At 73.4% G+C, this 23,784-nt stretch carries 21 protein-coding genes; 14 read left to right on the top strand and 7 right to left on the bottom strand.

The window, feature by feature from the left end; genetic code table 11:
* Positions 1 to 14 precede the first annotated feature (14 nt).
* Positions 15 to 704, bottom strand: coding sequence for a DNA-binding response regulator (locus ACGFRB_RS11895; protein ID WP_393242108.1), 690 nt, complete (start codon positions 702 to 704; stop codon positions 15 to 17).
* 621 nt (positions 705 to 1,325) lie between these two features.
* Between ACGFRB_RS11895 and ACGFRB_RS11900 the strand changes: the two genes are divergently transcribed.
* From ACGFRB_RS11900 to ACGFRB_RS11910, 3 genes are all read left to right on the top strand, one after another.
* Positions 1,326 to 2,093: a ScbR family autoregulator-binding transcription factor gene (locus tag ACGFRB_RS11900; RefSeq protein WP_393242111.1), complete on the top strand. Its 768-nt coding sequence runs from the start codon at positions 1,326 to 1,328 to the stop codon at positions 2,091 to 2,093.
* Between the two features lie 303 nt (positions 2,094 to 2,396).
* Positions 2,397 to 3,554, top strand: coding sequence for a BTAD domain-containing putative transcriptional regulator (locus ACGFRB_RS11905; RefSeq protein WP_393242114.1), 1,158 nt, complete (start codon positions 2,397 to 2,399; stop codon positions 3,552 to 3,554).
* A gap of 118 nt (positions 3,555 to 3,672) precedes the next feature.
* The gene (locus ACGFRB_RS11910) at positions 3,673 to 5,847 is read left to right on the top strand and encodes a GAF domain-containing protein (RefSeq protein ID WP_393242117.1); all 2,175 of its coding nucleotides are present in this window, start codon (positions 3,673 to 3,675) and stop codon (positions 5,845 to 5,847) included.
* A gap of 118 nt (positions 5,848 to 5,965) precedes the next feature.
* Here ACGFRB_RS11910 and ACGFRB_RS11915 read toward each other — a convergent pair whose 3' ends face one another.
* On the bottom strand, positions 5,966 to 7,201 hold the full coding sequence (locus ACGFRB_RS11915) for a transposase (RefSeq protein WP_363000467.1): 1,236 nt from the start codon (positions 7,199 to 7,201) through the stop codon (positions 5,966 to 5,968).
* 773 nt (positions 7,202 to 7,974) lie between these two features.
* Between ACGFRB_RS11915 and crcB the strand changes: the two genes are divergently transcribed.
* Genes crcB through ACGFRB_RS11930 form a run of 3 tightly spaced genes read left to right on the top strand, consistent with a single transcriptional unit; the run spans position 7,975 to position 9,193 of the window.
* The gene (gene crcB, locus ACGFRB_RS11920) at positions 7,975 to 8,397 is read left to right on the top strand and encodes a fluoride efflux transporter CrcB (protein WP_363000465.1); all 423 of its coding nucleotides are present in this window, start codon (positions 7,975 to 7,977) and stop codon (positions 8,395 to 8,397) included.
* Positions 8,394 to 8,843 (top strand): DUF190 domain-containing protein, encoded by a 450-nt coding sequence (locus ACGFRB_RS11925; RefSeq protein WP_393242122.1) that lies wholly within the window; start codon positions 8,394 to 8,396, stop codon positions 8,841 to 8,843. Before crcB ends, ACGFRB_RS11925 begins: the two co-directional genes overlap by 4 nt.
* Entirely contained in the window at positions 8,840 to 9,193 is a 354-nt protein-coding gene (locus tag ACGFRB_RS11930) for a fluoride efflux transporter FluC (RefSeq protein ID WP_393242125.1), read from the top strand. The genes ACGFRB_RS11925 and ACGFRB_RS11930 overlap by 4 nt, the downstream gene beginning before the upstream one ends.
* An 18-nt stretch (positions 9,194 to 9,211) precedes the next feature.
* On the opposite strand, the gene ACGFRB_RS11935 is transcribed toward ACGFRB_RS11930, so the two are convergent.
* A complete protein-coding gene (locus ACGFRB_RS11935) occupies positions 9,212 to 10,222 on the bottom strand; it encodes a hypothetical protein (RefSeq protein ID WP_393242128.1) in 1,011 nt (336 codons plus the stop codon).
* A 126-nt stretch (positions 10,223 to 10,348) separates the two neighbouring features.
* Positions 10,349 to 11,560 (bottom strand): saccharopine dehydrogenase family protein, encoded by a 1,212-nt coding sequence (locus ACGFRB_RS11940; protein ID WP_393242131.1) that lies wholly within the window; start codon positions 11,558 to 11,560, stop codon positions 10,349 to 10,351.
* 126 nt (positions 11,561 to 11,686) lie between these two features.
* Between ACGFRB_RS11940 and ACGFRB_RS11945 the strand changes: the two genes are divergently transcribed.
* Positions 11,687 to 12,424: a TetR/AcrR family transcriptional regulator gene (locus ACGFRB_RS11945; RefSeq protein ID WP_393242134.1), complete on the top strand. Its 738-nt coding sequence runs from the start codon at positions 11,687 to 11,689 to the stop codon at positions 12,422 to 12,424.
* A gap of 75 nt (positions 12,425 to 12,499) precedes the next feature.
* A complete protein-coding gene (locus ACGFRB_RS11950; RefSeq protein WP_393242137.1) occupies positions 12,500 to 15,013 on the top strand; it encodes an NB-ARC domain-containing protein in 2,514 nt (837 codons plus the stop codon).
* On the opposite strand, the gene ACGFRB_RS11955 is transcribed toward ACGFRB_RS11950, so the two are convergent.
* The gene (locus ACGFRB_RS11955) at positions 14,953 to 16,185 is read right to left on the bottom strand and encodes a hypothetical protein (RefSeq protein ID WP_393242140.1); all 1,233 of its coding nucleotides are present in this window, start codon (positions 16,183 to 16,185) and stop codon (positions 14,953 to 14,955) included. The two genes, ACGFRB_RS11950 and ACGFRB_RS11955, sit on opposite strands and share 61 nt — an antisense overlap.
* A 343-nt stretch (positions 16,186 to 16,528) precedes the next feature.
* On the opposite strand from ACGFRB_RS11955, the gene ACGFRB_RS11960 reads away from it, so the two are divergent.
* Positions 16,529 to 16,792, top strand: coding sequence for a hypothetical protein (locus tag ACGFRB_RS11960; RefSeq protein ID WP_393242143.1), 264 nt, complete (start codon positions 16,529 to 16,531; stop codon positions 16,790 to 16,792).
* A gap of 463 nt (positions 16,793 to 17,255) precedes the next feature.
* Positions 17,256 to 17,480 carry a hypothetical protein gene (locus tag ACGFRB_RS11965; RefSeq protein WP_393242146.1) on the top strand — a complete coding sequence of 75 codons (225 nt, stop codon included), beginning with the start codon at positions 17,256 to 17,258 and terminating at the stop codon, positions 17,478 to 17,480.
* 131 nt (positions 17,481 to 17,611) lie between these two features.
* On the opposite strand, the gene ACGFRB_RS11970 is transcribed toward ACGFRB_RS11965, so the two are convergent.
* Together ACGFRB_RS11970 and ACGFRB_RS11975 are read right to left on the bottom strand one after the other, a co-directional pair.
* On the bottom strand, positions 17,612 to 18,757 hold the full coding sequence (locus tag ACGFRB_RS11970) for an endonuclease/exonuclease/phosphatase family protein (protein ID WP_393242149.1): 1,146 nt from the start codon (positions 18,755 to 18,757) through the stop codon (positions 17,612 to 17,614).
* A 102-nt stretch (positions 18,758 to 18,859) separates the two neighbouring features.
* Positions 18,860 to 19,396, bottom strand: a complete 537-nt coding sequence (locus ACGFRB_RS11975) for a M15 family metallopeptidase (protein ID WP_393242152.1) — start codon at positions 19,394 to 19,396, stop codon at positions 18,860 to 18,862.
* 417 nt (positions 19,397 to 19,813) lie between these two features.
* Here ACGFRB_RS11975 and ACGFRB_RS11980 point away from each other — a divergent pair, with 417 nt between their 5' ends.
* The 4 genes from ACGFRB_RS11980 to ACGFRB_RS11995 all read left to right on the top strand — a co-directional run bounded on the left by ACGFRB_RS11980 (position 19,814) and on the right by ACGFRB_RS11995 (position 23,718).
* On the top strand, positions 19,814 to 20,509 hold the full coding sequence (locus ACGFRB_RS11980) for a response regulator transcription factor (protein ID WP_363000443.1): 696 nt from the start codon (positions 19,814 to 19,816) through the stop codon (positions 20,507 to 20,509).
* Positions 20,510 to 20,565: 56 nt separating this feature from the next.
* The gene (locus tag ACGFRB_RS11985; RefSeq protein WP_393242155.1) at positions 20,566 to 21,705 is read left to right on the top strand and encodes a sensor histidine kinase; all 1,140 of its coding nucleotides are present in this window, start codon (positions 20,566 to 20,568) and stop codon (positions 21,703 to 21,705) included.
* Between the two features lie 215 nt (positions 21,706 to 21,920).
* Complete coding sequence (locus ACGFRB_RS11990; RefSeq protein WP_393242157.1) at positions 21,921 to 22,733, top strand: hypothetical protein; 813 nt, start codon at positions 21,921 to 21,923, stop codon at positions 22,731 to 22,733.
* Positions 22,734 to 22,953: 220 nt separating this feature from the next.
* Entirely contained in the window at positions 22,954 to 23,718 is a 765-nt protein-coding gene (locus ACGFRB_RS11995; RefSeq protein WP_393242160.1) for a HisA/HisF-related TIM barrel protein, read from the top strand.
* The last annotated feature ends 66 nt before the right edge of the window (positions 23,719 to 23,784 follow it).

The following is a 23,784-nucleotide window of genomic DNA, read 5'->3' on the forward strand; positions in this document are numbered from 1 at the left end:
CCGGCCCGGCACCCTCAGACCCACCCCCGCCGGGCCGCCTCCGCGCCCGCCCGGAAGCGGCTCGTGGTGCCCAGGGCGGCCATCAGTTCGCCGACCCGGCGGCTGTACGTACGCGGCGACATGCCCAGGCGCGCCGCGGCGGTCTCGTCGGTCAGGCCGGCGAGGAGGGCTTCGAGGACCGGGCGCAGTTGGGGGGAGAGACTGCGGGCGGGCGGGGCGAGCCCCACCAGCTCCTGACCCGTGTCCCAGGAGGTGTGGTGGGCGCGGACCAGCGCCTGGACCACGATGGGGTCGCGGATGAGCAGCAGACCGTTGTAGAGGATCTCCAGATCCAGGGGGACGGCCGCGATCACGCGGTCGACGACGATCATCTTGAACGGGATGGTGTCGATGACCCGCGCCCGCCCCGGGATCCGCGCCGCTCCCGCCACATGGGGAACGGCGTGCCGGGGAACGATCCTGCGGACCTCCGCGGCCCGGTCCACCGCCGCGCGCATGCACGCTCCCGCCAGCTCCAGGAACGGCTCGGGGATCGCGCGGCTCATGGAGGCGACCGGGTCGTCGAAGGTCAGCAGCTCCTGCCGGACCGAGGCGGCGAGGCCCGCCAGCGCGGCGCTGACCCGGCGGGTGCCGCGGACCGGGCGCCCCGGCGGGCGCTGGGGTTCAGGGCCGCCGCGCCCCATCGCCGAACGGGCGAGAGTCACGGATCCCGCGGTATCTGTCACCGTCGACCACCCCCACCCTCCTGACTGTGCCACTCCATGTACGCACGCGACTTCACACGGTGACAACCCCTGCTGAAAAGGATGGCGAGTCCCTGCCACACCGGCGTGCCCTCGCCGCCAATGCCGCATTGACCCCTCCGAGTCCCATATATGCCCGCTTTCCTGGCCGCTTCCCCCTCGGCCCCGGAGCCCTTCGCTCCGACCGCTGATTCACCGGTCTTTCCGCCGGTCTCTCCGGCTGGTGATCCGCCGCGTATCGGACGTCCGTTCGGGCCCGCACCCCGTGAATTCGGCGTTCACCACCACCCCTTCTCGATTTTCTGTACGGGGCTGACGCCCGACGCGTCGGTTTTCCCGTCGCGCGGCGTGACAAGGGCGGGCGCCCGGACGTGCTCCGAGGGTGCGGACCTGACGTTCTGAAGGGCCATCACGAGATCATCGGCCGTGGTCAGGGCGGTGTGGCGGGCGGGCGGCGTGATCACGGGTTCACGGCGCACGTGGACTCGGGTATCTTCCAGCTGCCGGAAAACAGGTACCTGGTGGTCCGTTTCGAGGGCTCGGGGGACCCCGGCCCGCGCGAGAAGAGGGACGGGACTCCCCATGGCGAAGCAGGACCGGGCGATTCGTACCCGCAGGGCGATCCTGGAGGCGGCCGCCACCGTCTTCGACGAGCGCGGCTACGAGGCGGCCACGCTGTCCGAGATCCTCGCGCTCGCCCAAGTGACCAAGGGTGCCCTGTACTTCCACTTCGACTCCAAGGAAGACCTCGCGCACGCCGTGCTCGACGCCCAGACGGTGACCGTGCCCCCGGCGCCCCAGCAGGCTTCCAAGGTGCAGGAGTTCGTGGACTCCGGCATGGTGTTCGCGCACCGGCTGACCCGTGACCGGGTGTTGAGCGGCAGTGTGCGGCTGACCCTCGAACAGAGCGGACCCGAACTCGACCGCAGCGGCCCCTACCGCGAGTGGACCGACATCAACCGCAGCCTTCTCCGCGCGGCCAAGGAATCCGGCGAACTCCTTCCGCACGCCGACCCGGAGGAGCTGGCCGGGCTGGTCGTCGGCGCCTTCGCCGGGCTCAACCTGATGACCCGCGCGCTGGGGGGCGGCCAGTCCGCCATGGAGCGCTGGGCCTCCGTGCTCTACCAGCACGTACTGCCGAGCGTCGTGGTCCCCGCCGTGCTGGCCGTCCTCGACATGGACCCCACCCGCGGCGCCCGCGTCCTGGGCGTCTCCGGCGAACCGGAGTGCACCGTTCCCGAGGGCGTCGTCCCCGAGAGTGCCGCCCCCGGCGGTGCCGTGCGGGACAAGGGCGCGTCGGAGTCCTGGGCGAGCCCCGGGGTGCCGGGCTCCGGAGCCGGTTTCCGCTGAATCGGTGCCGAACGGCCCCACCGACGATCCCTCTCCTTTGCCCTCCGCCTCCTCGGCCTCCGATGCCGACCGCGAAACGGACCACGAAACCGAACATCCGTCATGGTGTCGACAGGTCCGTGAGCGTCTATCCCCCTGTCCAGAAGCCATATTGATGACAACAAATCCCCCAAAGAGGGCAACGGCATCCTGGCGGGGAGGTGTCGTTTCCGTACTCCCAGGTTTCATTGACATGCCGGACGGTCTCTTTTCTAATCGATCAGGACAGCCCGTTGCGCAGACGCATGAGCTGAGGGGGGCAGGGTGGACGTCCGGATTCTGGGAGGACTCTCGGTGCGGGAGAACGGGGTGTCGGTCACCCCGGCCGCCGCCGCGCCCCGGCAGGTCCTCGCCCTGCTGGCCACCTTCGCGGGCCGGCTCGTCCCGGCGTCCGTCCTCACCGAGGAACTCTGGCCGGGCGGCGCCCCGCGCCGGGCCCGGTACGAACTCCAGGCCCACATCACCGGGTTGCGCTCCCTGATCGCCGCCGCGCTGCCACAGGACCGGGGCGCCGCCGACGGGCGCAGCGCCGAGACCGTGCTCGCCGCCGAGCCCGGCGGCTACCGGCTCGACACCGGGAGCGGCTCCCACGACGTGGGACAGTTCTCGCGTGCGGCGGGCGCCGGATATCGGGCCATGGAGGCCGGCGATCTGCCGCGCGCCGCACTCCGGCTCGGCGAGGCCCTCGCGCTCTGGCGCGGCGAACCGTACGCGGGAGTCGCCGCCGGGCCCCGGCTGCGTACCGAGGCCGAACGCCTCGAAGCCTCCCGGTTCAGCGTCCTCGACCAGTGGGCCGAGGCCCACCTGGGACTCGGCCGGCACGCCGAGCTGCTGCCCGAACTCGCCCTGCACACCGCCCGGTATCCGCTGAACGAGCCGCTCAACGCCCAGTTCATCGTCGCCCTGCTGCGCTCCGGCCGGGTCGAGGACGCCCTGGAGGCCCACCGGCGGCTGTGCGCACTGCTCCAGCGCGACGGCGGCCGGGAACCCTCGGCCCGACTGCGCCGGCTGCACGATCTGCTCCTCGCCGCCCGCCACACGCCCCTGCGCAAGATCCCCACGCAGCAGCGCGCCCTCCGTCCCGCACGCCGGCCGGCGGCGCAACTGCCCGCCCCGGCGTTCCCAGCGTTCCCGGTGTCCGCAGCGTCCTCGGGGGCCTTGGTCCCCCTCGCCAGGACGGCGGAACCGGCCCAAGTCCCCCTCCGGGAAACGATGTCGACATCGGTGTCGATATCGGTGTCGACAACGATGTCACCGTCCGTCCCGGAGTCCGTCACGGCAGCGGTGCCGAACGTGCCCGCCGTCGCCGGCACGAGAGCCCGGACCGGACGCCCGCCCCGGACGTCCGGCCGCCGGAACGCCCATCAGGGCTGGCGGCACCAGGCGGAAGCGGCACAGCGTGGGGCGGCGGGCGAGCGGTAGGTCCGGGAATGAAGTGATCCGCACCGCCGTTGATCGTCATCAACGGCGGATACGGAATTCGGCCAGCGGCACGGGTCTGCCTCGCGGCAACCGGCCGCGCGGAGGCGGGAGTCGAGACATGAGCCACCACGGCACGGAGGGGCACGCGGACGCCGATCGCCGCGGTGGCGCCACCGGCGGGGGCGCCGGCGCGCTCGCCGTACTGGAGCTTCTCTCCCGTCAGGCTCCCCCCGAGCGCTACGCCGAACTGGTCGACCAAGCCCGAGAGTCCGGCATGCCGGAGCACGAACTCGCCGATATGGAAAGGGCTGTTCATCTCGCCATCGGGGTCGGTCACACCCTCGCCCGCCACGAGCGCCGCGAGGCGGGTCTCGACGCCCTCACCGACACCGCGCGCGACCTGACCCTGTCGTACGGCCTCGAAGACCTGCTGCGGTCCGTGGTCCGCCGGGCCCGGCGACTGCTCGATCTCGATCTGGTCTGTCTCTCCCTGTCCGGCCCGGCCGCCCAGGGCGTCCGGGTGGTGCACGCCTCCGAGGGGGTGATCAGCCCACTCGATCCGGCGGGCCTCGCCGCCGCCCTCGACGAGGACGGACTGGGCGGTCTCGTCCACACGCACGGCGAACCCGTCTGGACCGAGGACTACCTCCAGGACCGGCGGTTCGCCCACACGGTGGCCCTCGACGCGTTCGTCCGCAACGAGGGCCTGCGGGCCGTTCTCGCCGTGCCGCTGCGCCTGGGCGGCGCGGTCGTCGGGGTGCTGTACGGGGTCGACCGCTGCGCCCGCCGCTTCACCTCGGGCGAGATCGTCCTGCTCACCGCGCTCGCGGACCTGGCGGCCGTCGCCGCCGGGCGGGCCGGGCTGCTCGACCGGACCCGGGCCGAGGTCAGCGAGCTGGAGGAGGACAGCTCACGCGCGCGTACGGCGCTGACCCGCATGCGGTACATCGGCGAGGCCCACGGCCGGATCATGGACCTGATCCTGGCCGGCGGCGATCTGGGTCATGTGGCGAAGGCCGCCGGCGACGCCCTCGATGCCGGCATCGAGATCCGCGACCCCGGGGGCCGGGTGCTCGCCGCCGCGGGGGAGATCGACGGGCTCGACGAGGGCGCCGTGGCCAAGGCCGCGCTCGACGCCCACGCGAGCCGCCGCCCCGCCCGCGCGCACACTCCCGGCGCGCCGGGGGACCCCGGTTTCCCCGGCTTCCCTGGCACTCCCGAGGATTCCGAAGTCCCCGAAGCTCCCGAAGCATTCGAAGCGCCCGGAGTTCCCGGGAGTGAAGGCGAAGGAGCCGGGGAGGACTCCGGCGGGCATCGCACCTGGATCGCCCCCGTCATCGCCGGTTCCGAGGACTTGGGCGTCCTCGTCGTACGCGCCGCGACCCCGCTCACCGGCGAGGACGTGCGGCTCCTCGAACTCGCCGCGCAGTCGGTCGCGTTGCTCCTGCTGATGCAGCGCTCCACCGCCGTGGCCGAAGGTCCGGTGCGCGACGAACTCCTCGACGACCTGCTCGCCGAGCCGCGCCACGCCCCGGGGCAGATCGACCAGCGGGCCCGCCGACTCGGCCTCGATCTGCGCCGGCCGCATGTCGTCGTGGTCGCCCGCCCCGAGGGCGGCGAGCCGGGCCGCGCGGTGGTGTGGGCGTCCTCGTACGCGTACCGCATGTCCGGCCTGAAGACCGTGCAGGGCGGCAGCGTCGTCCTGCTGCTGCCCGGCACGGACGCCTCGGCCGCCGCCCGGGCCGTCTCCGGCGAACTGGGGCCGCTGCTCGGCCACCCGGTGTCGGTGGGCGCGGCCGGTCCCGGCTGGAGTGTGGACAGCGTTCCCCGGCTCCACCAGGAGGCCCTGCGCTGTCTGGACGCGATGAGCGCGCTGGGCGGGACGGGGACGGCGGCCTCGGCGGACGACCTGGGCTTCCTTGGGCTGCTGCTCTCCGACGACCACGACGTGGACGGCTTCATCGAGTCGGCGATCGGTCCCGTACTGGAGTACGACGCCGAGCGGTTCACCGATCTCATCCGCACCCTGGAGGCGTACTTCGCCTCCGGCGGCAGCCCGACCAACGCGGCCGAGGAGCTGCACGTCCACCCGAACACCGTCTCGCGCCGCCTCGAACGCATCGGCGAACTCCTGGGCGCGGAATGGCAGAAGCCCGGGCAGGTACTGGAAGTCCAGCTCGCGCTAAGGCTCCAGCGCACCCGTGACATCCTCGCCCGCCGCCGCGCCACCACCGCCGACTCCCGCCCCCCGGCACCCGTGACCGGCGGCGCGGGCCCGGTCCCCGGCGTCTGACAGGCACCTGATCCGTCCCCCGCCCGCCCCCCCCCGGAGTCGGTGAGCGCTCCCGAGCGGATGGGCGAACGGTCGACTGGGCGACTGGGCGGACGGGCGACTGGGCGGGCCGGCGGGGTCAGCTTGCCGAGCGCGTCTGGAACTCGCCGTACGGAGCTATGTGTTCGGCTCCGAGTGCGGTCACCGCGTGTGCCGCCGAGGCCAGCGTGATGTGCCGGTGCCAGCCGCGGAACGACCGTCCCACGAAGTCCCGCAGCCCGGCGCCCTCGCCGATCTGCCGCAGGTCCCGTTCCACCCGCCGCGACAGCTTGGTGAGGCGCAGGAGCGGTCCGATCGCCGAGCCCGTCAGATCCGTGATCCACAGCCGGACCGGCGCGCGCCTCGGGTCGTCCCACTCGCCGAGCAGCAGGAGCGGCCGCTGCCGCTCGCCCGGCGGTACGGGCAGCGTGACCCGCACGGCGGTGGCCAGCGAGGTCCGCGAGGTGCGCGTCCCGGCCGCCGCGTCGAGCCAACTCACCGGCCGACGCAGGCCCTTGAGTGACTCCAGGATCTGGAGCGCGGTGAGCGGCCCAGCGCCGAAGCCGGGCAGCGAGCGGTCCGCGACGGTCAGCCGGCAGGCCGGGTTGATCCGCGCGACCACGGGCACCCCCGCGAGCGTCAGCCGCTGGAGCGCGGCCCGTCCCGCGCCGCCCCGGATGTCGAGCAGTAACGGCTTGCGCGCCACCTCGGGCCAGAACGCCATGTCGAGCGCCGCGTTGACCGCGCACTCCTCCAGCGTCTCCTCGGCCGCGCCCTCCGGCACCTCGGCCCGGTCCGCGCGGGTCCGGTCCTTCACCCAGGGGTCGGGCAGGAAGAGCCGCCAGTGGACGGGAATGCTGGTCTCGTCCGAGGCGAACCACACCCCGAACGCCTGCTGCCCCCGGAAGACCTGCCCCTGCTCCGGGTCGAACCGCCGGTCCACGCCGACCGAGTGCTGACCGGCCTTCGGTATCGGCATCGGCCGGACCACCCACGCCTGCGGCGTGCCCCGCCGCTGCAGAAAACGGGCCAGCTCGGTCCGCATCGGCCGCCAGTCCCAGGTGGAACTGGAGATGAAGTGGTGCAGGCTCTGTTCGGCGGCCGGGCCGCCGAACTGCGCGGCGATGTTGCGGATCGACTTGCGCCCCTGCGCGGTCAGCAGACCGTGCAGATACTGCTCCGCCTTCAGCCGCTGATCGCGGCGCGGGAAGGCGGAGAAGAGGACGGCGCAGAGTTCGCCGTACAGGTCTTCTCCGATCTCGCCCGCGTCGCCGATCTCGCCGAGCGGGTCCCGGTACGGGGTGGTGCTTCTGAATCTGGTGACCGATGTACTCACGGCACTCCTGACCTACGGATTTCGCAGCTCCCTCCAGCTGCGTCTCCACCCTCCCGTCTCCCGGCGGCAGGCACGAGGTGGACTCGGCACCCGTCTGAGCGCTTCGATGGTGGCCGGACCACCACATACCCCCGGGGGGAATGTGGACGGGGTGCCGAACGGCCTTTCACCGTCCCCCGTCCGCCCCTCGCGCGCGCCGCGCGAGCCCCTGACGAGAGCCCCGGACGCCCCCGGAGAGTGCTCCCGAGGACCGCCGGTGAGCAGCCCTGAGAACCACCCGGAAATCCACCCGGTTTCCGGCCCGGAAAGCCGCCCGGAAACCGGACCGGATCATCGCTCGGGAAGCCCCTCTCGGGGAGGTGACAGACTCATCGCAGCGGCTTTGACCACCGCGAGGCCTCGGCCGGACCATCGGGGCGAGGTCGCACGGGCCGTACTCCGGTTAATGCCCCAGGCCGGGGTCGGCCTGTGCGCCTTGCTCACGGGGCGCACGCGACCACGCGTTCCCGTTCGTCCGCGCCGTCGGTGGTGTCGTGCGGCCACGACATCCGTACGACCGCCGCCGAATCCGCCGCCGGACCCGGACATCCAGCCCCAGCCCCCGACCCGTCTCCGCGCCTGCGCGCACCACGCCCCGCCTTCCGCTTCGCGGCTCCCTCGCCCGTCGCGGCCCCGGCGCCCCTCCGCCCCCTCAGCCCCGTCCTCCCTGTCCGCCCCGTTCCCCCGTCCTCTTCGGTTCGTACGGGTGTCCGGCGCGCGGCTAACCTGACCTCATGGGATTCCGCGCGCAGCTGCCGGTCGTCGGGGTGGTCGCCGCGGGCGGCGCCCTCGGCGCCACCGCCCGCTACGCCGCGACGCTCGCCTGGCCCACCCCGGCCGGCGCCTTCCCCTGGACGATCTTCACCGTCAACGCGGTCGGCTGCGCCGCCCTCGGCGTGATCATGGTGCTGGCCACCGAGACCCTCACCCCGCCGCACCCCCTGCTGCGCCCCTTCCTGGGGACGGGCATCTGCGGCGGCTTCACCACCTTTTCGACCTACGCGCTCGATCTCCAGCGGCTGCTCGCCCGCGGCGATCTCGCGCGCGGGCTGCTCTACATGGCCGGGACCACCGTGACCGCGCTCGCCGCCGTGGCCGCTGCCGTCGCGGCGACCCGGGCCGCCGTGCGGGCCGTACCGGCAAGGAGGCAGGGATGAACCCGTTCCCCCCGGACTTCCCCGGGCTGTCGACGGGCCGGCGGGCGCTGCGGCTGACGGTCCTCGTCAGCGAGAACGCCACCTGGCACCACCGGCCGCTCTACACCGAGATCGTCCACCGCGCGCACGCCGCCGGACTGGCCGGCGCCTCCGTCTTCCGCGGCATCGAGGGCTTCGGCGCCTCCTCGCACGTCCACACCACCCGGCTGCTCTCGCTCGGCCAGGACCTGCCGGTGGCCGTCCTCGTCGTGGACGCGGAGGAACGGATCCGCGCCTTCCTGCCCGAACTCGACGAGCTGATGACGGACGGCCTGGTGCTGCTCGACCCCTGCGAGGCCATCCGGTACGGGGGCGGGGGCGGCCGGCCGACGGGCGGGGGCGCGGGTACGGGCGGCGATCCCGGCCCCGGTCCCGGCCCCGGTCCCGTGGTGGAGCCGCCCGCGTGAACTGGCTCCTCGTCGTCGCGGGTGCCGCCGTCGGCGCGCCCCTGCGCTACCTCACCGACCGCGCCGTGCAGTCCCGCCACGACTCCGTCTTCCCGTGGGGCACCTTCCTCGTCAACGTCTCCGGCTCCCTCCTCCTCGGCCTGCTCACCGGCGTGGCCTCGACCGGCGTCGGGACGCTCCTCGGCACGGGCCTGTGCGGCGCCCTGACCACGTACTCCACGTTCTCCTACGAGACGCTGAAGCTGTACGAGGGCGGGGCGCGCGCCTACGCCGCCGCGAACATCGCCGGCAGCACCGCCGCCGGTCTCGGCGCCGTCTGGCTGGGCGTGGAACTCACCCACCTGTTCTGACGGGGGCCGTTTCCGCCGCTAGGGCGCCGGGGCGGGGGAGAGGGCGAAGCCGTTGCGGGCGGCCAGCGAACGGATGTGATCCTCCGACAGGGACCCGGCCCGTTCCAGCGTCAGTACGGGCAGATCGGCCCGGCCGTGTCCCGCCGCGTGGTGGAACGCGATCACGCTCACCGGCGCCGGTGCGGGCGCGTGGAACGGATACCGCAGCCTGGCCGCCTCGTCGTCCGCGTGCGCCAGGACCCGTACGTCGGGCTCGCCGCCGAAGCCCGCGCGGGCCATCTCGCCACAGCCGTACGGCGGTTCACCGGGCCGGTGCGCGGAGGTGACGAAGAGGAAATCGGTCCCGGTCCGGGCGAGGGCCGCCGCGAGGAAGGTGTTCGACGGACAGTGCCGGCCCGGCGCGACCACCCGGACCGTGCGCGGTGCGCCGTCCGCCTCGGCCGTCAGATGCCCGGGGACCCGGTCCGCGGCCGGCCCGCGGAAGCCGAACGGCCCCAGCTCGTACAGCTCGTCCATCAGCGACCACAGCTGCCGTCGCGGCAGCGCGGCGGGCAGCCGGGACCAGTCGAACAGCCCGCGGATGGCGGACGGGACGGTGGTCACGGCGCCGGTCCGGCCGGAGGGGCGGCCGGTGAGCCGGCCCGCCCGGGCGATCAGCTCGTGGTCGGGGCGGGTGGTCAGCGCGTAGCCGTGGGCGAAGCCGTGCACCACCGCGCAGCCCGCGGCCAGATCGGCCGCGGCCAGCCGTACGGCCGTCGGGTCGCCGAGGGTCGGCGGGTCGTTCAGGGTCGGCAGGCGTACGGCCGTATTTCCGGGACCGGTTCCGCCGGGACCGGCCAGGCCAGGGACCCCGGCCGTCGCCGGGCTACTCGCAGCCGGGCTACTCGCCGGCGGGCCACTCGCCCCCGGGCCGGCCGCCTTGGGACCCGCCTTCGGCGGGCCCCCGGGGTCGATGCACCCCGGAGCCGCTTCGGCCCCGGTCACCGTCGTCGCCACCGTCTGGGCCGGCACCGCCTGTTCGTCGCGCACTGTCGTGCCTCCGCTCTCCCCCGCTCTCCACCGGATCGGTTACGGCGTGCAACGAGCCCGGGGCGATCCGGTCACAACGGGTTGACCGTAGCGCCGCCGACGGCAGGGGCCCAGAGGCCCGCGCGGTCACTGCTCGCGTATGCCCCACGGGGAGCCGTACGCGGTCAGCAGGTCGAGGAACGGGCTCGGGTCGAAGGCCTCGGCGCCGCGCACGCCGGAGCCGGTCCAGACGCCGGTGGCCAGCAGTTCGAGGGCGACAACCGGGTTGATGGCGGTCTGCCAGACGACGGCCTGCGAGCCGTACTCGCGCATCGACCATTGGTTGTCGACCACGTGGTACAGGTACACCTCACGCGGCGCCCCGTCCTTCGTGCCCTTCACCCAGGTGCCCGCGCAGGTCTTGCCGTGCATGCGCTCGCCGAGCGTGGCCGGGTCGGGCAGGCAGGCGGCGACGACGTCGCGCGGCGACACGCGCGTCCCGCCGGGGAGCGCCACCTGCTCCGTGCGGTCGAGGCCCAGCTTGCGCAGTGTCTTCAGGGTCTCGATGAACTCGTCGCCGAGGCCGTACTTGAAGGTGACGCGGCGGGCGTCCACCCAGCGCGGGATGAGCAGGACCTCCTCGTGCTCGACGTTGACGCACTCGACCGGGCCGATGCCCTCGGGGAAGTCGAAGACCTCGGGCTCGCTGAACGGCGCCGTGGTGAACCAGCCGCGGTCCTTCTCCCAGACCACCGGCGGGTTGAGGCACTCCTCGATGGTGGTCCAGATGTTGAAGGAAGGCGCGAACTCGTAGCCGTCGACGGTGAGGTTCGCGCCGTCGCGGACGCCGATCTCCTCGATGTCGTCGAAGAGGCGCTCGGCGGCGTAGCGGGCGAAGACGTCGGACAGGCCCGGCTCCACGCCGATGCCGACGAGGGCGAGCCGCCCCGCCTCCTCCCACGCGCCGGCGCGCTCGAACTGCGCGTCGCCCAGCTTGACTCCGCACTCCTCGTACGGGCGGTCGGGGTGCGGGTATGACAGCGACATCGCCATGTCGAGGTAGTGCGCCCCGGCGGCCAGCGCCGCCTCGAACAGCGGCATCACGAAGCGCGGGTCGGTGGCGTTGAGCAGAACATCGCACCGCTCGGCGGTGAGCAGCGCGGCGACGGCGGCCTGGTCGGAGGCATCGACGCGGGCGGCGCTGAACCGGTTCTCCCCGTCGCCCAGGGCGGCGACGGCGGCCTCGGCCCGGGACAGGTCGTAGTCGGCGACCACGATGTGGTCGAAGAAGGTGCGGCGGGCCGCGATCCGGGTGATGGCGGTGCCCACACCGCCGGCGCCGACAAGCAGAACTCGCATGACAGAGACATACCTTTCATCCGCATTGGTCGGAGTGGTTCCCGGGTATGCCCATGAAAGTCTTCCCGGCCGAGATGGGTCAACGGTGTTGGCGTAACCTGGGAAACAGGCACGAAAGGGGCAGTCATGCCTAAGGAAGTGGTGTCGGAGGCGGCCCGGCGCCGTAGAAAGCCCAACAAGGCAGGAGTCGTTCTCTCCGAGCGGCTCTATATCGAGACCGCGCTGCGGATGCTCCACGAACACGGCCGGGACGGATTGACGGTGCGCCGGCTCGGTGCGGCACTCGGTGCCGACCCCAGTAGCCTCTACCGCTATTTCCGGGGCACCGACGACCTTCTCCTCGCCGTCGGCGACGAACTCGTCGGGCGCGCCCTGCGTGGCTGGGAGGCCATCGGCGACTGGCGCCACGATCTGCGCGACCTGGGGCTGCGGATCCACTCCGCCTATCTCGCGCACCCGCAGGCGGCGATCCTCACCGCGAGCCGGGTCAGCGGCCGGGCCAACGAGATCGCCGTCGACGAGGCGGTCATCGGCGTGCTCCGCACGGCCGGGCTGCCCGACCCCGAAGCGGTGCGGATCTACCAGGCGTTCATCGATCAGGCGCTCGCCTTCGCCGCCCTCGACGCGGCCGCCCTCGCCCTCCCGCACTCCGCGCGGGCCGCCGACGAGGCGGTCTGGCAGGCCACGTACGCCCGTCTGCCGGCCGGCACCCACCCCCACATCGCGGCCACCGCGCCCCGGTTGATCGCGCGGATGAAGAACAGCGCCTACCCGACCGCCCTCGACATGCTCCTGGACAGCGCGGCGGTGGCACTGGCCCGTGCGGACGTGGAAGGTGCCGGCCCGAGGGAAGGTGGCTCGTGAGCCGCCCTCGCGCGAGGGGCCGGGTCCAGTACGGTGACTCCTGGTCGGCAGCGGCGGTCCGAGAGGCGGTGGTCCATGACCGGGCGGGATGAGCCGGGCGGGGCGAGAAGGCCGGACGAGTCGGGTGGTGCGGGTGAGCCGGTCGGCGGGCCGGGCGGTACGAGCGGTGCGGACGAGCCCGGACGTACGGAACGCCCTCTGGCGCCCGAGACCAGGAACAGTGTCTCCGGCGGTCACATCGAGGGGCCGGTGGCCCAAGTGGGCGTCGTCCAGGGCTCGATCACCTTCAACTACCACGCCGCCGCCGGGGGCGCGGAGCCCGAGGGCGACCGTCGGCCCGACCAGGTGCCCCGGCCGCCCCGGGGCTTCGTCGACCGCCATGAGCCGCTGGCCGTACTCGACGAGGTGTTCGCGTATGCCGGGGAAGACGCCCCGGGGCACTGTCCCATCGGCGTGTTCAGCGGCCTTCCCGGCATCGGCAAGACGGCCGCCGCCAGTCAGTGGGCCCACCGCAACCAGCGGTTGTTCCCGGGCGGACAGCTCTTCGTCGACTTCGCGGCTCTGCGGGACGACGCGGGGCGGGAGCGTGGGAGGGGCGGCGGCGGAGGCGCCGGATTCTTCGGGGGAGGTGGGGGCTCGGGCGGCGATGTGTCGGAGGCTCTGGCCGGCTGTCTGAGGGCCCTGGGGGTCCAGGACGCCTACCTTCCCGCCTCGTTCGCCGAACGTGCCGCGCTCTACCGGGAGTTGTCGGGCAAACGCGGGCGCCTGCTGGTGGTCCTGGACGATGTGACCAGCCCGGCCCAGGTCACCGCCCTCGTGCCGCAGGGAGACGGCAGTGCCCTGCTGGCGACGAGCACCTGGCAGCTCGGTGAACTCATCCTCGACGGAGCCTCGTTGCTGCCGCTCGATGTTCTCGACCCTGACAGTGCGCTTGAGTTGCTGACGGCCCTGTGCGGCCCCCGGCGGATCGCGGACGATCCGGCCGCGGCGGCGCGCCTGGTCGATCTGTGCGGAGGTCTTCCGCTGGCCGTACGGCTGTGCGCCGCAAGGCTGTTGACCCGGCGGAACCTCACGCTCGCACGACTCGCCGACGAACTCTCCGACGAACAGAGCCGCCTCGACCGCATCGCCGTGTCCGGGGCGCCCGCGCGGACCCCGGCGTCAGCCCGTGAGGAGCGCACCGTGTCCGCCGCTCTCGACCTCGTCTACCGGGACCTCCCGGCTCTTGCCGCCCGCCTGTACCGGGCCCTCGGCCGGCTTCCCCAGCTCAGCTTCGACACCGCCGTGGCGGCGGCAGCGGCGGGCTCGTGGCCGCTGCCGGAGACGGCGGAGGCGCTCGGTGCGCTGGAGGACGCCAGCCTGCTGTCCGTTCTGGAGGACCAGCGCTACACCCTGCACGGTCTGGTACGGCTCCACGCCCGCCGGATGTCCGACGCCGAGGACCCGCCCGGCGCGGTGCGGGAGGCTGTCGGACGGGTCGCCGGGCACTATCTGCGGCTGGTGGTACGGGCCGATCTCGCCGTCCGCGCCGACCGGTTGCGCATCACCGACCCGGCCGAGGTCCTGGCGGCCGAGTCGGCTCCGGCCCCGGCCCCGGCCCAGGGCGGCGACGGGGCGGATCCGGCGGGCGGTCCGACTCGTGAGCGCGCCCCCGAGGCCGAGTCGTTGGCAGCCGCCGAACCGTTCGCCGATGCCGACCCGTTCGCCGGTTCCGACGATCCCGGCCGGGACGCGCTTGCCTGGCTGGAGGCCGAGCGCGGCAACATCCTCGCCGTGCTCCGTACCGCCGCCGGGCTGGGATTCGACCGTGTGGTGTGGCAGACGGCGGAGTCGTTCACCGTGCTCTTCCTGCATCACCGGCACCTCGCCGAATGGCGCGAGTCACTGGAGCTCGGGATCGCGGCGGCGCGGCGGGACCGGGCCGCCGGGGGAGAGTGGGCGGGCGCGGCCGAGGCCCGGCTGCGCAGCCTGCTGTCCCGGCCCCTGCTGGACCTGGGCCAGGACGAGCGGGCCCGGGAACACCTGGCGGTCGCCGAACGGCTCGCGGTGGAATCCGGGCACGTCGCCCTCCAGGCGTCGGTCCAGGAGTTCGCCGGCCGCTACTGGGACCGGCACGACCCGGCCCGCGCGATCGACGCCTACCGCGCCTCGCTCGCCCTCAACGCCGAGGCCCGCGAAGCCCGGGGCGAGGCACTGGCCCGCTACTTCCTCGGCTGCGCGCAGCACGCGGCGGGCGATCCGCGCACCGCCCTCGCCACCCTCGGCCGGGCCCGCGACGAACTCCTCGCGCTGCCCGACAAGCCCGACCGGCGCATGGCCGCCCGCGCCCTCGCGGACACCGGGCGGGCCCGGGCGGCGCTCGGCGACCTCGCGGGCGCCACCGCCGACCTGACGGAGGCCGCCGAAGTCCTGCGCCAGGAACAGGCGTTCCACTACGAGGCGCGGATCATGGAGGACCTCGCCGGCCTGGCGGAGCGGTCCGGCGACCCCGAACGGGCCAGGGGATGCCTGCGCCGTGCCCTCGCCGTTTACGAGGAGGGCGGCAGCCCCCGGGCCGCCACGGTCCTGGAACGGCTCGCCCGAGGCTGACGTCCGGCGTCCCCGGGGCGCAGCTCCAGCCGTCGGCCGCGGTGCGGACCGAGGTGGAGCACCAGCGTGAACCCGTGCGTCGTCCCGTGCGGCGGGATGCCGGCCCGCAGACACGCGTAGACGACGGCGGCGGCCAGACCGGGGTCGACGGGCGCGAGGCTGTCGGGGGCGGGCGAGGCGGCTGGGATGTGCGGGGCGTCTGGGGCGGGTGGGACCGGCGGGGTGCCCGGGGCGTGCGGGGCATCCTGAGGGCCAGGGCCAGGGGCGTCGGCTGCGGCGACCCGTACCGTACGCCCGTCGCGCAGACCCACCAGGCAGTCGGCCTCCCGGGAGACCGCCGCGATCCGCGCGCCCGGGAAGTCGGCGAGGAGACGGGCGACGCCCTCGGCCGCCGCTCCCGGGGCGAACACCCCGGACCCGGCGGACACGACGGAGGCGCTCTCCGTCAGCCGGGTGTCCGGCTCGTCGATGTCACAGGCCAGATGCCAGAACGACGTGCCCTCCTCCACCGGCTCCGCGGCGAGTCCGGCGGGCAGCCGGCTTACGTGGACGTGGAGTTCGCCCATGGCGGTGGCGTCGTCCCGTACCCCGGCGCCCCGCACCCCGTCGTCTCGTACGACGGTCGTGTGGACGAGGAACGACCGGGCGCGGGCGGCGTGCTGGGACGGCGGGAGGGGGAAGGCGCGGGGACCTCGGGGGCCCTGGGCGCCGCGGACGGGCATATGCCGGGGCTGGGGGAGGCGAAGGAGGTCATATGCCAGTTCGCGCAGGCGGGGCAGGGCCATGCCCGGCTCGACGAAGGCGCGCGCCGTCACCTCGGTGAACCGGTCCGGGTGGTCGCCGTGTGCGGACAGGGCCGTTTCCAGCCGTGGACGCAGCGGCGCGCCGTCGTCGTCCAGCCATCCGGCGGCCGTGCGGAGCGCCTGCCCCGCCGTCCCCGGGACGGACTCGGACCCGAACGCCCCGAGCAGGACCGGGTGTCCGGTCGCCGCCCCGTACAGCGTCACCGAACCGTGGTCGCCGATCACGAGGTCGGACGCGACCAGGGCCTGCTGCCAGCCGTCCGTGGGATCGACCACGATCAGCCCGGCCTCCACGGCCGACCGCTGCATGACTCGGATCTGCCAGGCGCCGTGCGCGGACCAGACGTTCGGGTGCAGGACGAGCGCCACCCGGAACTCGTCGGCGGGCAGCTCGGAGCAGTTCGGCCGGCAGCCCGGGCCGGGTCCCGGCCAGCGACTGTCCGCCCCAGGTCGAAGTCACCAGGATCAGCCGCTGACCGGGCAGCACCCCGAGCGCGGCCCGGTAGCGCTCCCGCTGCCGGGCGCTGACCAGGAGCCGGTCGAGCACGGGATCGCCGACGAGGACGGTCCGTCCCACCGTGCCGGGATGGGCTGCGGCCAGCTGCGCCGTCTGGTCGGGGTGCGAGACGGCGAGCCAGGCCCGGCGGGCCGCCAGCAGATCCTCCGGGACCAGACCCGACAGCCGGGTGCCGGGACCGTCGGAGTCCGGCACGTGCTTGTGGAAGCCGACCCCGTGCGGCAGCACGAGCACCGGGTAACCGCCGGGCGGGACCTTGATGTTCTCGGAGGCGGAGATCAGCAGATCCGGCGCGATCTCCGCGAGCTGGGGCCAGGGGAGCGTACGGCAGCCCAGGCTCCGCAGCAGATCGAGGACGCCGTTGTTGAAAGCGGACGTCGGGTCGTAGGCGAACACGACGGTGATCCGCGGATCGTCATGCACGAGCTCGGGCACGACTTCCAGTACCCGTACGAGTGAGGTGACCGTCCGCGCCGCGACGACGAGCGTCCGCTCGCCGTCGAAGGTCCGCCAGCGTGCCGCGTCGGGGCCGACCGGAGCGAGGACGGGCGCGACGGGGTTGACGGAATGCGTGGGACTCGTGGGACTCGTGGGGCCTGCGGGGCTCGCGGGATTCACCGGAGGCTGCGGAATCACCGGCTCCATCGCGTACCTCCGCCCGACGACGGCATCACCGCGCCCGCCGCCCTCAGGGCCTCGACGGCCTCAACAGCCTTCCGGCTTCCGGCTTCCGGCTTCCGGCTTCCGGCTTCCGGCTTCCGGCTTCCGGCTTCCGGCTTCCGGCTGGTTAGCATAATCAGGAATGCTGGGCAACCGACCTTCGCTTTCTCTCAAGGGAAGGCTACTCGGTGTGGTTCCCCGTTCGGGTGGCGTGCCCCGGGAGCCGCGGGGCGAGGCGGCGCGGGTCTGCTTGGCTCCCTCCATGCGTACGACGAGAGTGTTCCTCGCCGCCCTTCCCCTGATCGCCGCGATCACCGTCCTCGGCACCGGCCCCGCCGCCGCGCGGGCGGTGACGGTCCGGGAGGACTGCGGGGGCGGCGGCACGGAGATCATGTCCAACGAGGAGTACGAGCTGCGGTACGGCACTGGCAATGGCATCGGCACGGCGTTCCCGCCCGCTCCGCCGGCCGGAGTCCGGGGCCGCTGAGTTCGCCGGCCGGGCCCGCGCGAGGCCCGACACCGGATGACGGGGCTCCGAGAACCCGGGACCCCGGGGACTCGGGATGCCCGGCCCCGAGACTCCTCGGACCCCGAGACCGTCACTGGGCCCCAGGGCCGTCATGCCCGGAGCCGGGCGGCGACGGGGCGGTGGTCGCTGCCGGTGGCCGGGAGCGTCCAGGCGTCGGTGGGGGTGACACCCCGGGTGAGGATGTGGTCGAGGCGGGCCAGCGGGAAGGCCGCAGGCCAGCTGAAGCCGAAGCCCGCGCCGGACGCGTCCGATGCGGGTGTCAGCCGCGACATCAGGGGCGCGAACGCGCGGTCGGCGGTGGTGCCGTTGAGGTCTCCCAGCAGGAGGATCTTCCGCTGCTGTTCGTGATCGAGGGCCGAGGCGAGCGCGGTGAGGTGGTTGTCGCGCCTGCCCGTGGTGAAGCCGGACGCGCCGACGCGGACCGAGGGCAGATGCACGACGTAGACGGCGACGGGGCCCTTCGGACCCCGGACCAGCGCGCGAAGCGAGCGGCTCCAGCCGGGGTCGATGGTGACGCGCCGGGATTCGTCGATCGGGAAGCGGCTCCACAGGGCGACGGTGCCGACGCGCGCCGAGTGGGGAAGCCTTCGGTCCAGCGTCTTCCGATAGGCGGGCAGCGTCTCGTCGGTGATCTCCTCCAGGGCCACCAGATCGGGGTCCGCCGCCAGGAGTGACCGGGCGGTCCCGGCGGGGTCGGGGTTGGCCGCGCCGACGTTGTGGGTGACCACGGTCAGGTTCGGGTCCGGTGCGGAGCCGTCGTGATCGGCGAGGAACAGGGGCGCGAACGAGGCGGACCACACGGCTCCGAGCGCAAGCGCGGCAACGCCTCCTGGCACGGATCCGCGGAACACAGCGAGGAGAAGAAGCACCGGTACGGCCAGTCCGGTCCAGGGCAGCACGGTGTCGAGCAGACTGCCCAGATTGCCTGGCGTGTTCGGCACGAAGGAGTGGCAGAGCAGGACGAGTCCCGTCACCACGGCGGCGGCGACCCCGCCCGGGACCCGATACCTGCGACCGGAGCCGGAGCCGGAGCCGGAGCCGGAGCCGGAGCCGGAGCCGGAGCTCGGCTCGTGATCGGGCTCGTGATCGGGATCGGCGTCGGGATCGGTGTCGAGGCCGGGGGCGTCGGAGGGGCGCTCGCCGGGGCCACGGTCGTCGGGGCCACGGTCGTCAGGGTCGGAGAATCCGCCTCCTATGTACACATCCGGGTGGGGGTCCTGGTACGGGTGGCGCATGGCACGTCCTGGGGAAGGGGAGTGGTGCGTCGGCTCGCAGACCAGACGCGGTGAACGCGGTGAACGCGATGAACGAGGCGCGGCGGTGAGCGCGGTGGCGGGTCAGCCGGCCGCGTCGATCAGAAGGCTCGGGCAGGTGCCGCCGGGGGTGGTGAGCAGTTCGAAGTGCCACATCTCGTTGTTGTAGACCTGGCACAGGCCGTAGGCGGAGCCCTTGCGGATCAGCCAGTCGTCCGCGTCGGTGGGGCCGATGTCGATGGCCTTGCCCGACACATGGGCCGACTTCCGCGGCGTACTCACGAACCGTCTCGCCTGCTCGACGCTTCCGTACCGCTCGACGGCCTCGTCCAGCAGACGCTGCTGGTGTTCCCTGGTGCGCCACCCCGAGGTGACCCGGAACTCCACGCCATCGGCGCGGGCGTCCCGGGCCGCCGCCTGTACGGCCTTCAGCAGGCGGGCGTCCAGGCGTCCGACGGCCGGATGGTGGGTGTCGAAGGGGGTGAGGGGGCGGCCCTCCGGCCGGGTGTCGCTGTCGGTGTCCTCCGGGCCGGAGTCCGTGGTCGCGGACCCGCCGGCAGGGGTGGCCGGAGCGGCCGTGGCCGCCGGGCCGCCTCCTGGTGCCGTGTCCCCTACCGTCACGGCCGCCCCCAGCCCCGCCACCACGACGGCGGCCAGCGCACCGGCACCCCACGCGGTCCGGTGGGGGAGACGCCGTGCGCGTCGTGTTCCTTGTGTTCCTTGTGTTCCTTGTATTCCTTGTGTTCCAGCGGGGTCGTCGTACATGGTCGCCTCCGGGGGTCCGGGCGGGCGGCGGGCGCCGCGGGCCGTTGCCCCGAGTGAACGGGGGGACGGGTTGCCGGGACGTCTTGAATTCCCGATATGTTCTCGGTAACCCCGTTCCGCTTGGATGGCCCCGAGCCCCCTCGCGGACGGAGCGGGCCGGGCGGCGCGGAATCGTGGGCACGCGGATCACGCGGATCACGCGGTTCACACGGACCGCGCTGACCACACGGACCGCGCGTAGTCGCCGAACGGGCGGAGATCAGGAGAGACCGGATGCGGGTGCTGATAGTCGAGGACGAGCTGTATCTCGCCGAGGCGGTGCAGGCCGGCCTGAGGCTCGAAGCCATCGCCTCGGACATCGCCGGGGATGGGGACACCGCCCTGGAACGCCTCGCCGTACACACGTACGACGTCGTCGTGCTCGACCGCGACATCCCCGGCACGCACGGCGACGACGTGTGCCGGAGCATCGTGGAGCGGGGGCTCGGCTGCCGGGTGCTCATGCTGACGGCGGCGGGACTGATCGACCAGAAGGTCGCCGGGTTCGAGATCGGCGCCGACGACTACCTGACGAAGCCCTTCGACCTGAAGGAACTGGTCGTACGGCTGCGCTCGCTGGCCCGCCGGCCCAAGGAGGGCACGCCTCCCGTCGTCGACCAGGCGGGGATCCGGCTGGACCCGTTCCGGCGGGAGGTCTTCCGCGACGGGAGGTATGTGGCGCTCACCCGCAAGCAGTTCGCCGTCCTGGAGGTCCTGATGACCGCGCGGGGCGGGGTCGTCAGCGCGGAGACGCTGCTGGAGCGGGCCTGGGACGAGCACGCCGACCCGTTCACCAACGCGGTCCGCATCATCATGTCGACGCTCCGCAAACGGCTCGGCGAACCGGCGGTCATCCACACCGTGTCCGGTGTCGGATACCGTCTCGGCGAGCCGGCCGGCGGGAACACGGGACAGGGCGGCGAGCGATGAGGCGCGGCCTCGAACCCCGTGCCGATGCCGCGGGGACGTCAACTCCGCACGTAGCGATGCCTCTTGATGCGCGGCAGCCCGTACCGCGGCCCCGGCGGCTGACCGCCCGGATGAAACTCACCCTCACCTACGCCCTGTTCGTCTTCGTCGCCGGAGCGCTCAGCCTGGTCGTGGTCTACCTGGCCATGCGCTTCGTGCCCGACTACCCCCTGAGCGCCGTGAATCCGCAGGCCGCCGCCGTCGCCACCCGTCCGGACATCCTCCGGGCCCTGATCAAGGCCTCCGCCGTAGCCCTGCTCCTCCTCGCGCTGGTGGGGCTCGGCGCCGGCTGGCTCATCGCGGGCCGGGTCCTGCGCCCGCTCCAGGACATCACCCGGGCGGCCCGCCGGGCCGCCGGAGGTTCCCTGGATCATCGCGTCGGACTCACCGGCCCGCGCGACGAGTTCACCGAACTCTCCGACACCTTCGACGACATGCTCGCCCGCCTCCAGCGCTCCTTCGACGCCCAGCAGCGCTTCGCGGCCAACGCCTCGCACGAACTGCGCACCCCCCTCGCCGTCAGCCGCACGATGCTCGACGTGGCCGTCGCCGACCCCGACGGCCAGGACTACGGCCGGCTCGTCTCCCGGCTTCGCGAGACCAACCAGCGCGGCATCGACATCACCGACGCGCTGCTTCAGCTCGCCGCTCTCGACCACACCCCGCCCGCCACCGAACGGCTCGACCTCGCCGACCCCGCCCGGGGCGCCGTGGCGGCCGTCCGCGAGGAGGCCGGCGCGCGAGGTGTGGCCCTCACCGCCGACCTCGGCCCGGCCCCGGTCACCGGCAACGGCGTCCTGCTGCGCCAGCTCGCGCTGAACCTGCTCCACAACGCCATACGACACAACCTGCCCACCGGCGGATCGTTCTCCCTCGCCACCGGCGCCGATCCGCTCCGCCCCGGTCATGTCCTGCTGACGGTCACCAACACCGGGCCGCGACTGCCCGCCGCCGACGCCGCCGCCGTCGACCGGCTCACCGAACCGTTCCTGCGCGGCGGCGGCCGGGTCACCGACAAGGACCCCGCCCGCCGAGGCCACGGCCTCGGTCTCGCGATCGTCGCGGGCATTGTCCGCGCCCACCGCGGAGAGCTGACTTTGGCCCCCAACCCCGGCGGCGGGCTCACCGTCCGGGTCTCGCTGCCCGCCTCCGGGTAGCGGCGGGGCGGTGGGGGCGGCAGGGGCTGGTAGCGGGCGGTGGGGCGGCAGGGGCGGCCGTTCGGCGGAAGAGGTGTCGTCCGTTCGGGAACGATGCCGTTTCCCCGGAAGGCCGGGGCGGCGGGGGCGGGATGATCGCGGCCGTACCGCGACCGATTCCTCCCCCTTCCCGCCTGAGGCAGGGGACCCCCGCCCGTCCCCGGAGGTGACCGTCCATGGTCCTCGTCATCGTCCTCGCCGCGCTGGCCCTGCTCGCCGGCCTCGCCGCGAACAAGTGGCTGCGGCCGAGGCTCCTCAAGGAGGACGACGGCAAGGGCATGGCGGTCAAGGACCTCGTCGGCCCGCTGCTGACGATGACCGTGCTCCTGCTGAGCTTCGTCCTGGTCACCGCCAACGGTTCCTACGGCAAGGCCGAGGTCGCCGCGGACAGCGAGGCCCGGTCGCTGGACCAGCTGGTGGAGACGGCCGGGTATCTTCCCGCGAGCTCGCCGCAGCGGGCGCGGATCCAGGCCGACGCCATCTGCTACGCCCGCGCCGTACGTACCCAGGAATGGCCCACCATGGCCAAGGGGAGCGGTGCCGGCTCCCCGGCGCCCAGCGTGTGGTCCACCGACTTCCGGACGGTCTTCGGCCAGCTCCAGGACAAGCCGGTCTTCGGCATGCTGGTCTCGGCCGACAACGACCGCTCCGTCGCGCGCGACGAACGCCTGACCCAGGCGACCCCGAGCATCGCCGCCGCCATTTTCTGGTTCCTGCTCGCGACTCTGGTGATCACGGTGATGGCGCTCGGCTTCTGTCTGCCGCGCGAGAACAACCGCAGCCAGATCGTCACCCTCACGGTGATCACCGTCCTGCTCACCACGACGCTGATCATCATCAAGGACGTCGACCGGCCCTTCGGCGGCATTGTCGACGTGAGGCCGACGGCGCTCGCCGAGGCGGAACGGCAGGCCACCCGCGACTTCCTCGCCCACCACCCGGCGTCCCGGATCCCCTGCGACGACAAGGGCAACCGTCGGGCCGTCTGACCCGGCGACGATGGCCCGGGCCAGGGTGGACGGCAGGTAGACCGCTCGGGTCGGCCCACCCGCCTCCGCCGTGCCGTGCGCGGCGGAGGCGGTGGCGTGTTCGCGCTGTATCAGGACGGCGGAGAACGCCCTATCGTGCCCGGTGCACGGACGGGTTTTCTTCGGCGGTCGAGGCAGGACGGTGGCGAAGGTGGCGCGAGGCGTTCAGGGAGCGGGTTCCGTGCCGGAGACGGGTGCCGCGGCTAGGTTCGAGCTCTTTCCCTCGGTGCATGTGGCCGGTGGCCGGGTGGTGCACCTGGTGGGGGACGGCCAGGTGCCAGAGCTCGACCGGAGCGACCCGGTCGGGGCCGCGTTGGCCTTCCAGGAACAAGGGGCCAGGTGGCTGCACCTGGTGATGACCGAGGAGGCGGACGGCGGCTTCGACTTCGAGCAGGCCCGCCGTGTCGTCGAGGCCGTCGACCTCGACGTCCAGTTGATGTGCCGGGCCGGTGTCGACGATCCGGCCGCTCTCGAACGGGTCCTCGCCACCGGGTGCAGCCGGTTCAACCTCGGCCGCGGCGCCCTGACCGATCTCCGGTGGTGCGCCGAGGCGGTCGCCCGGTACGGGGAGCGGATCGGTGTCAGTCTGCCGGTCCACGTGACCGACCGCGGCCCCCGCCTGGCGGGGCCGGGGCACGGGACGGACGCGGGGGACCTGTGGCGGGCACTCGCCGTGCTCGACGGCGCGGGCTGCGCGCGCTATGTCGTCACCGACGTCAGCCGGGAGGGCAGCCTTTCGGCCCCCAACCTGGAGCTCTTCGGCGAGGTGTGCGACCGGACCCCGGCCGCCGTCCTGGCCGCGGGAGGCATCGCCACCCTGGACGACCTGCGGGCGGTCCTGGCGCTGGCACCGGCCGGGGTGGACGGCGCCCTTATCGGCCGCGCCCTGTACACCGGGGCCTTCACCCTCGGCGAGGCGCTGGCCTGCGTGGCCGATGGCGGGTAGGCGCACGAGTTCGAGGGACGAGGCTTCCGGGGGACGCTCGTCGCCTCATTCCGGTGTCGATCACTC

The organism is Streptomyces sp. NPDC048718, from assembly GCF_043198875.1.
GTDB lineage: Bacteria > Actinomycetota > Actinomycetes > Streptomycetales > Streptomycetaceae > Streptomyces.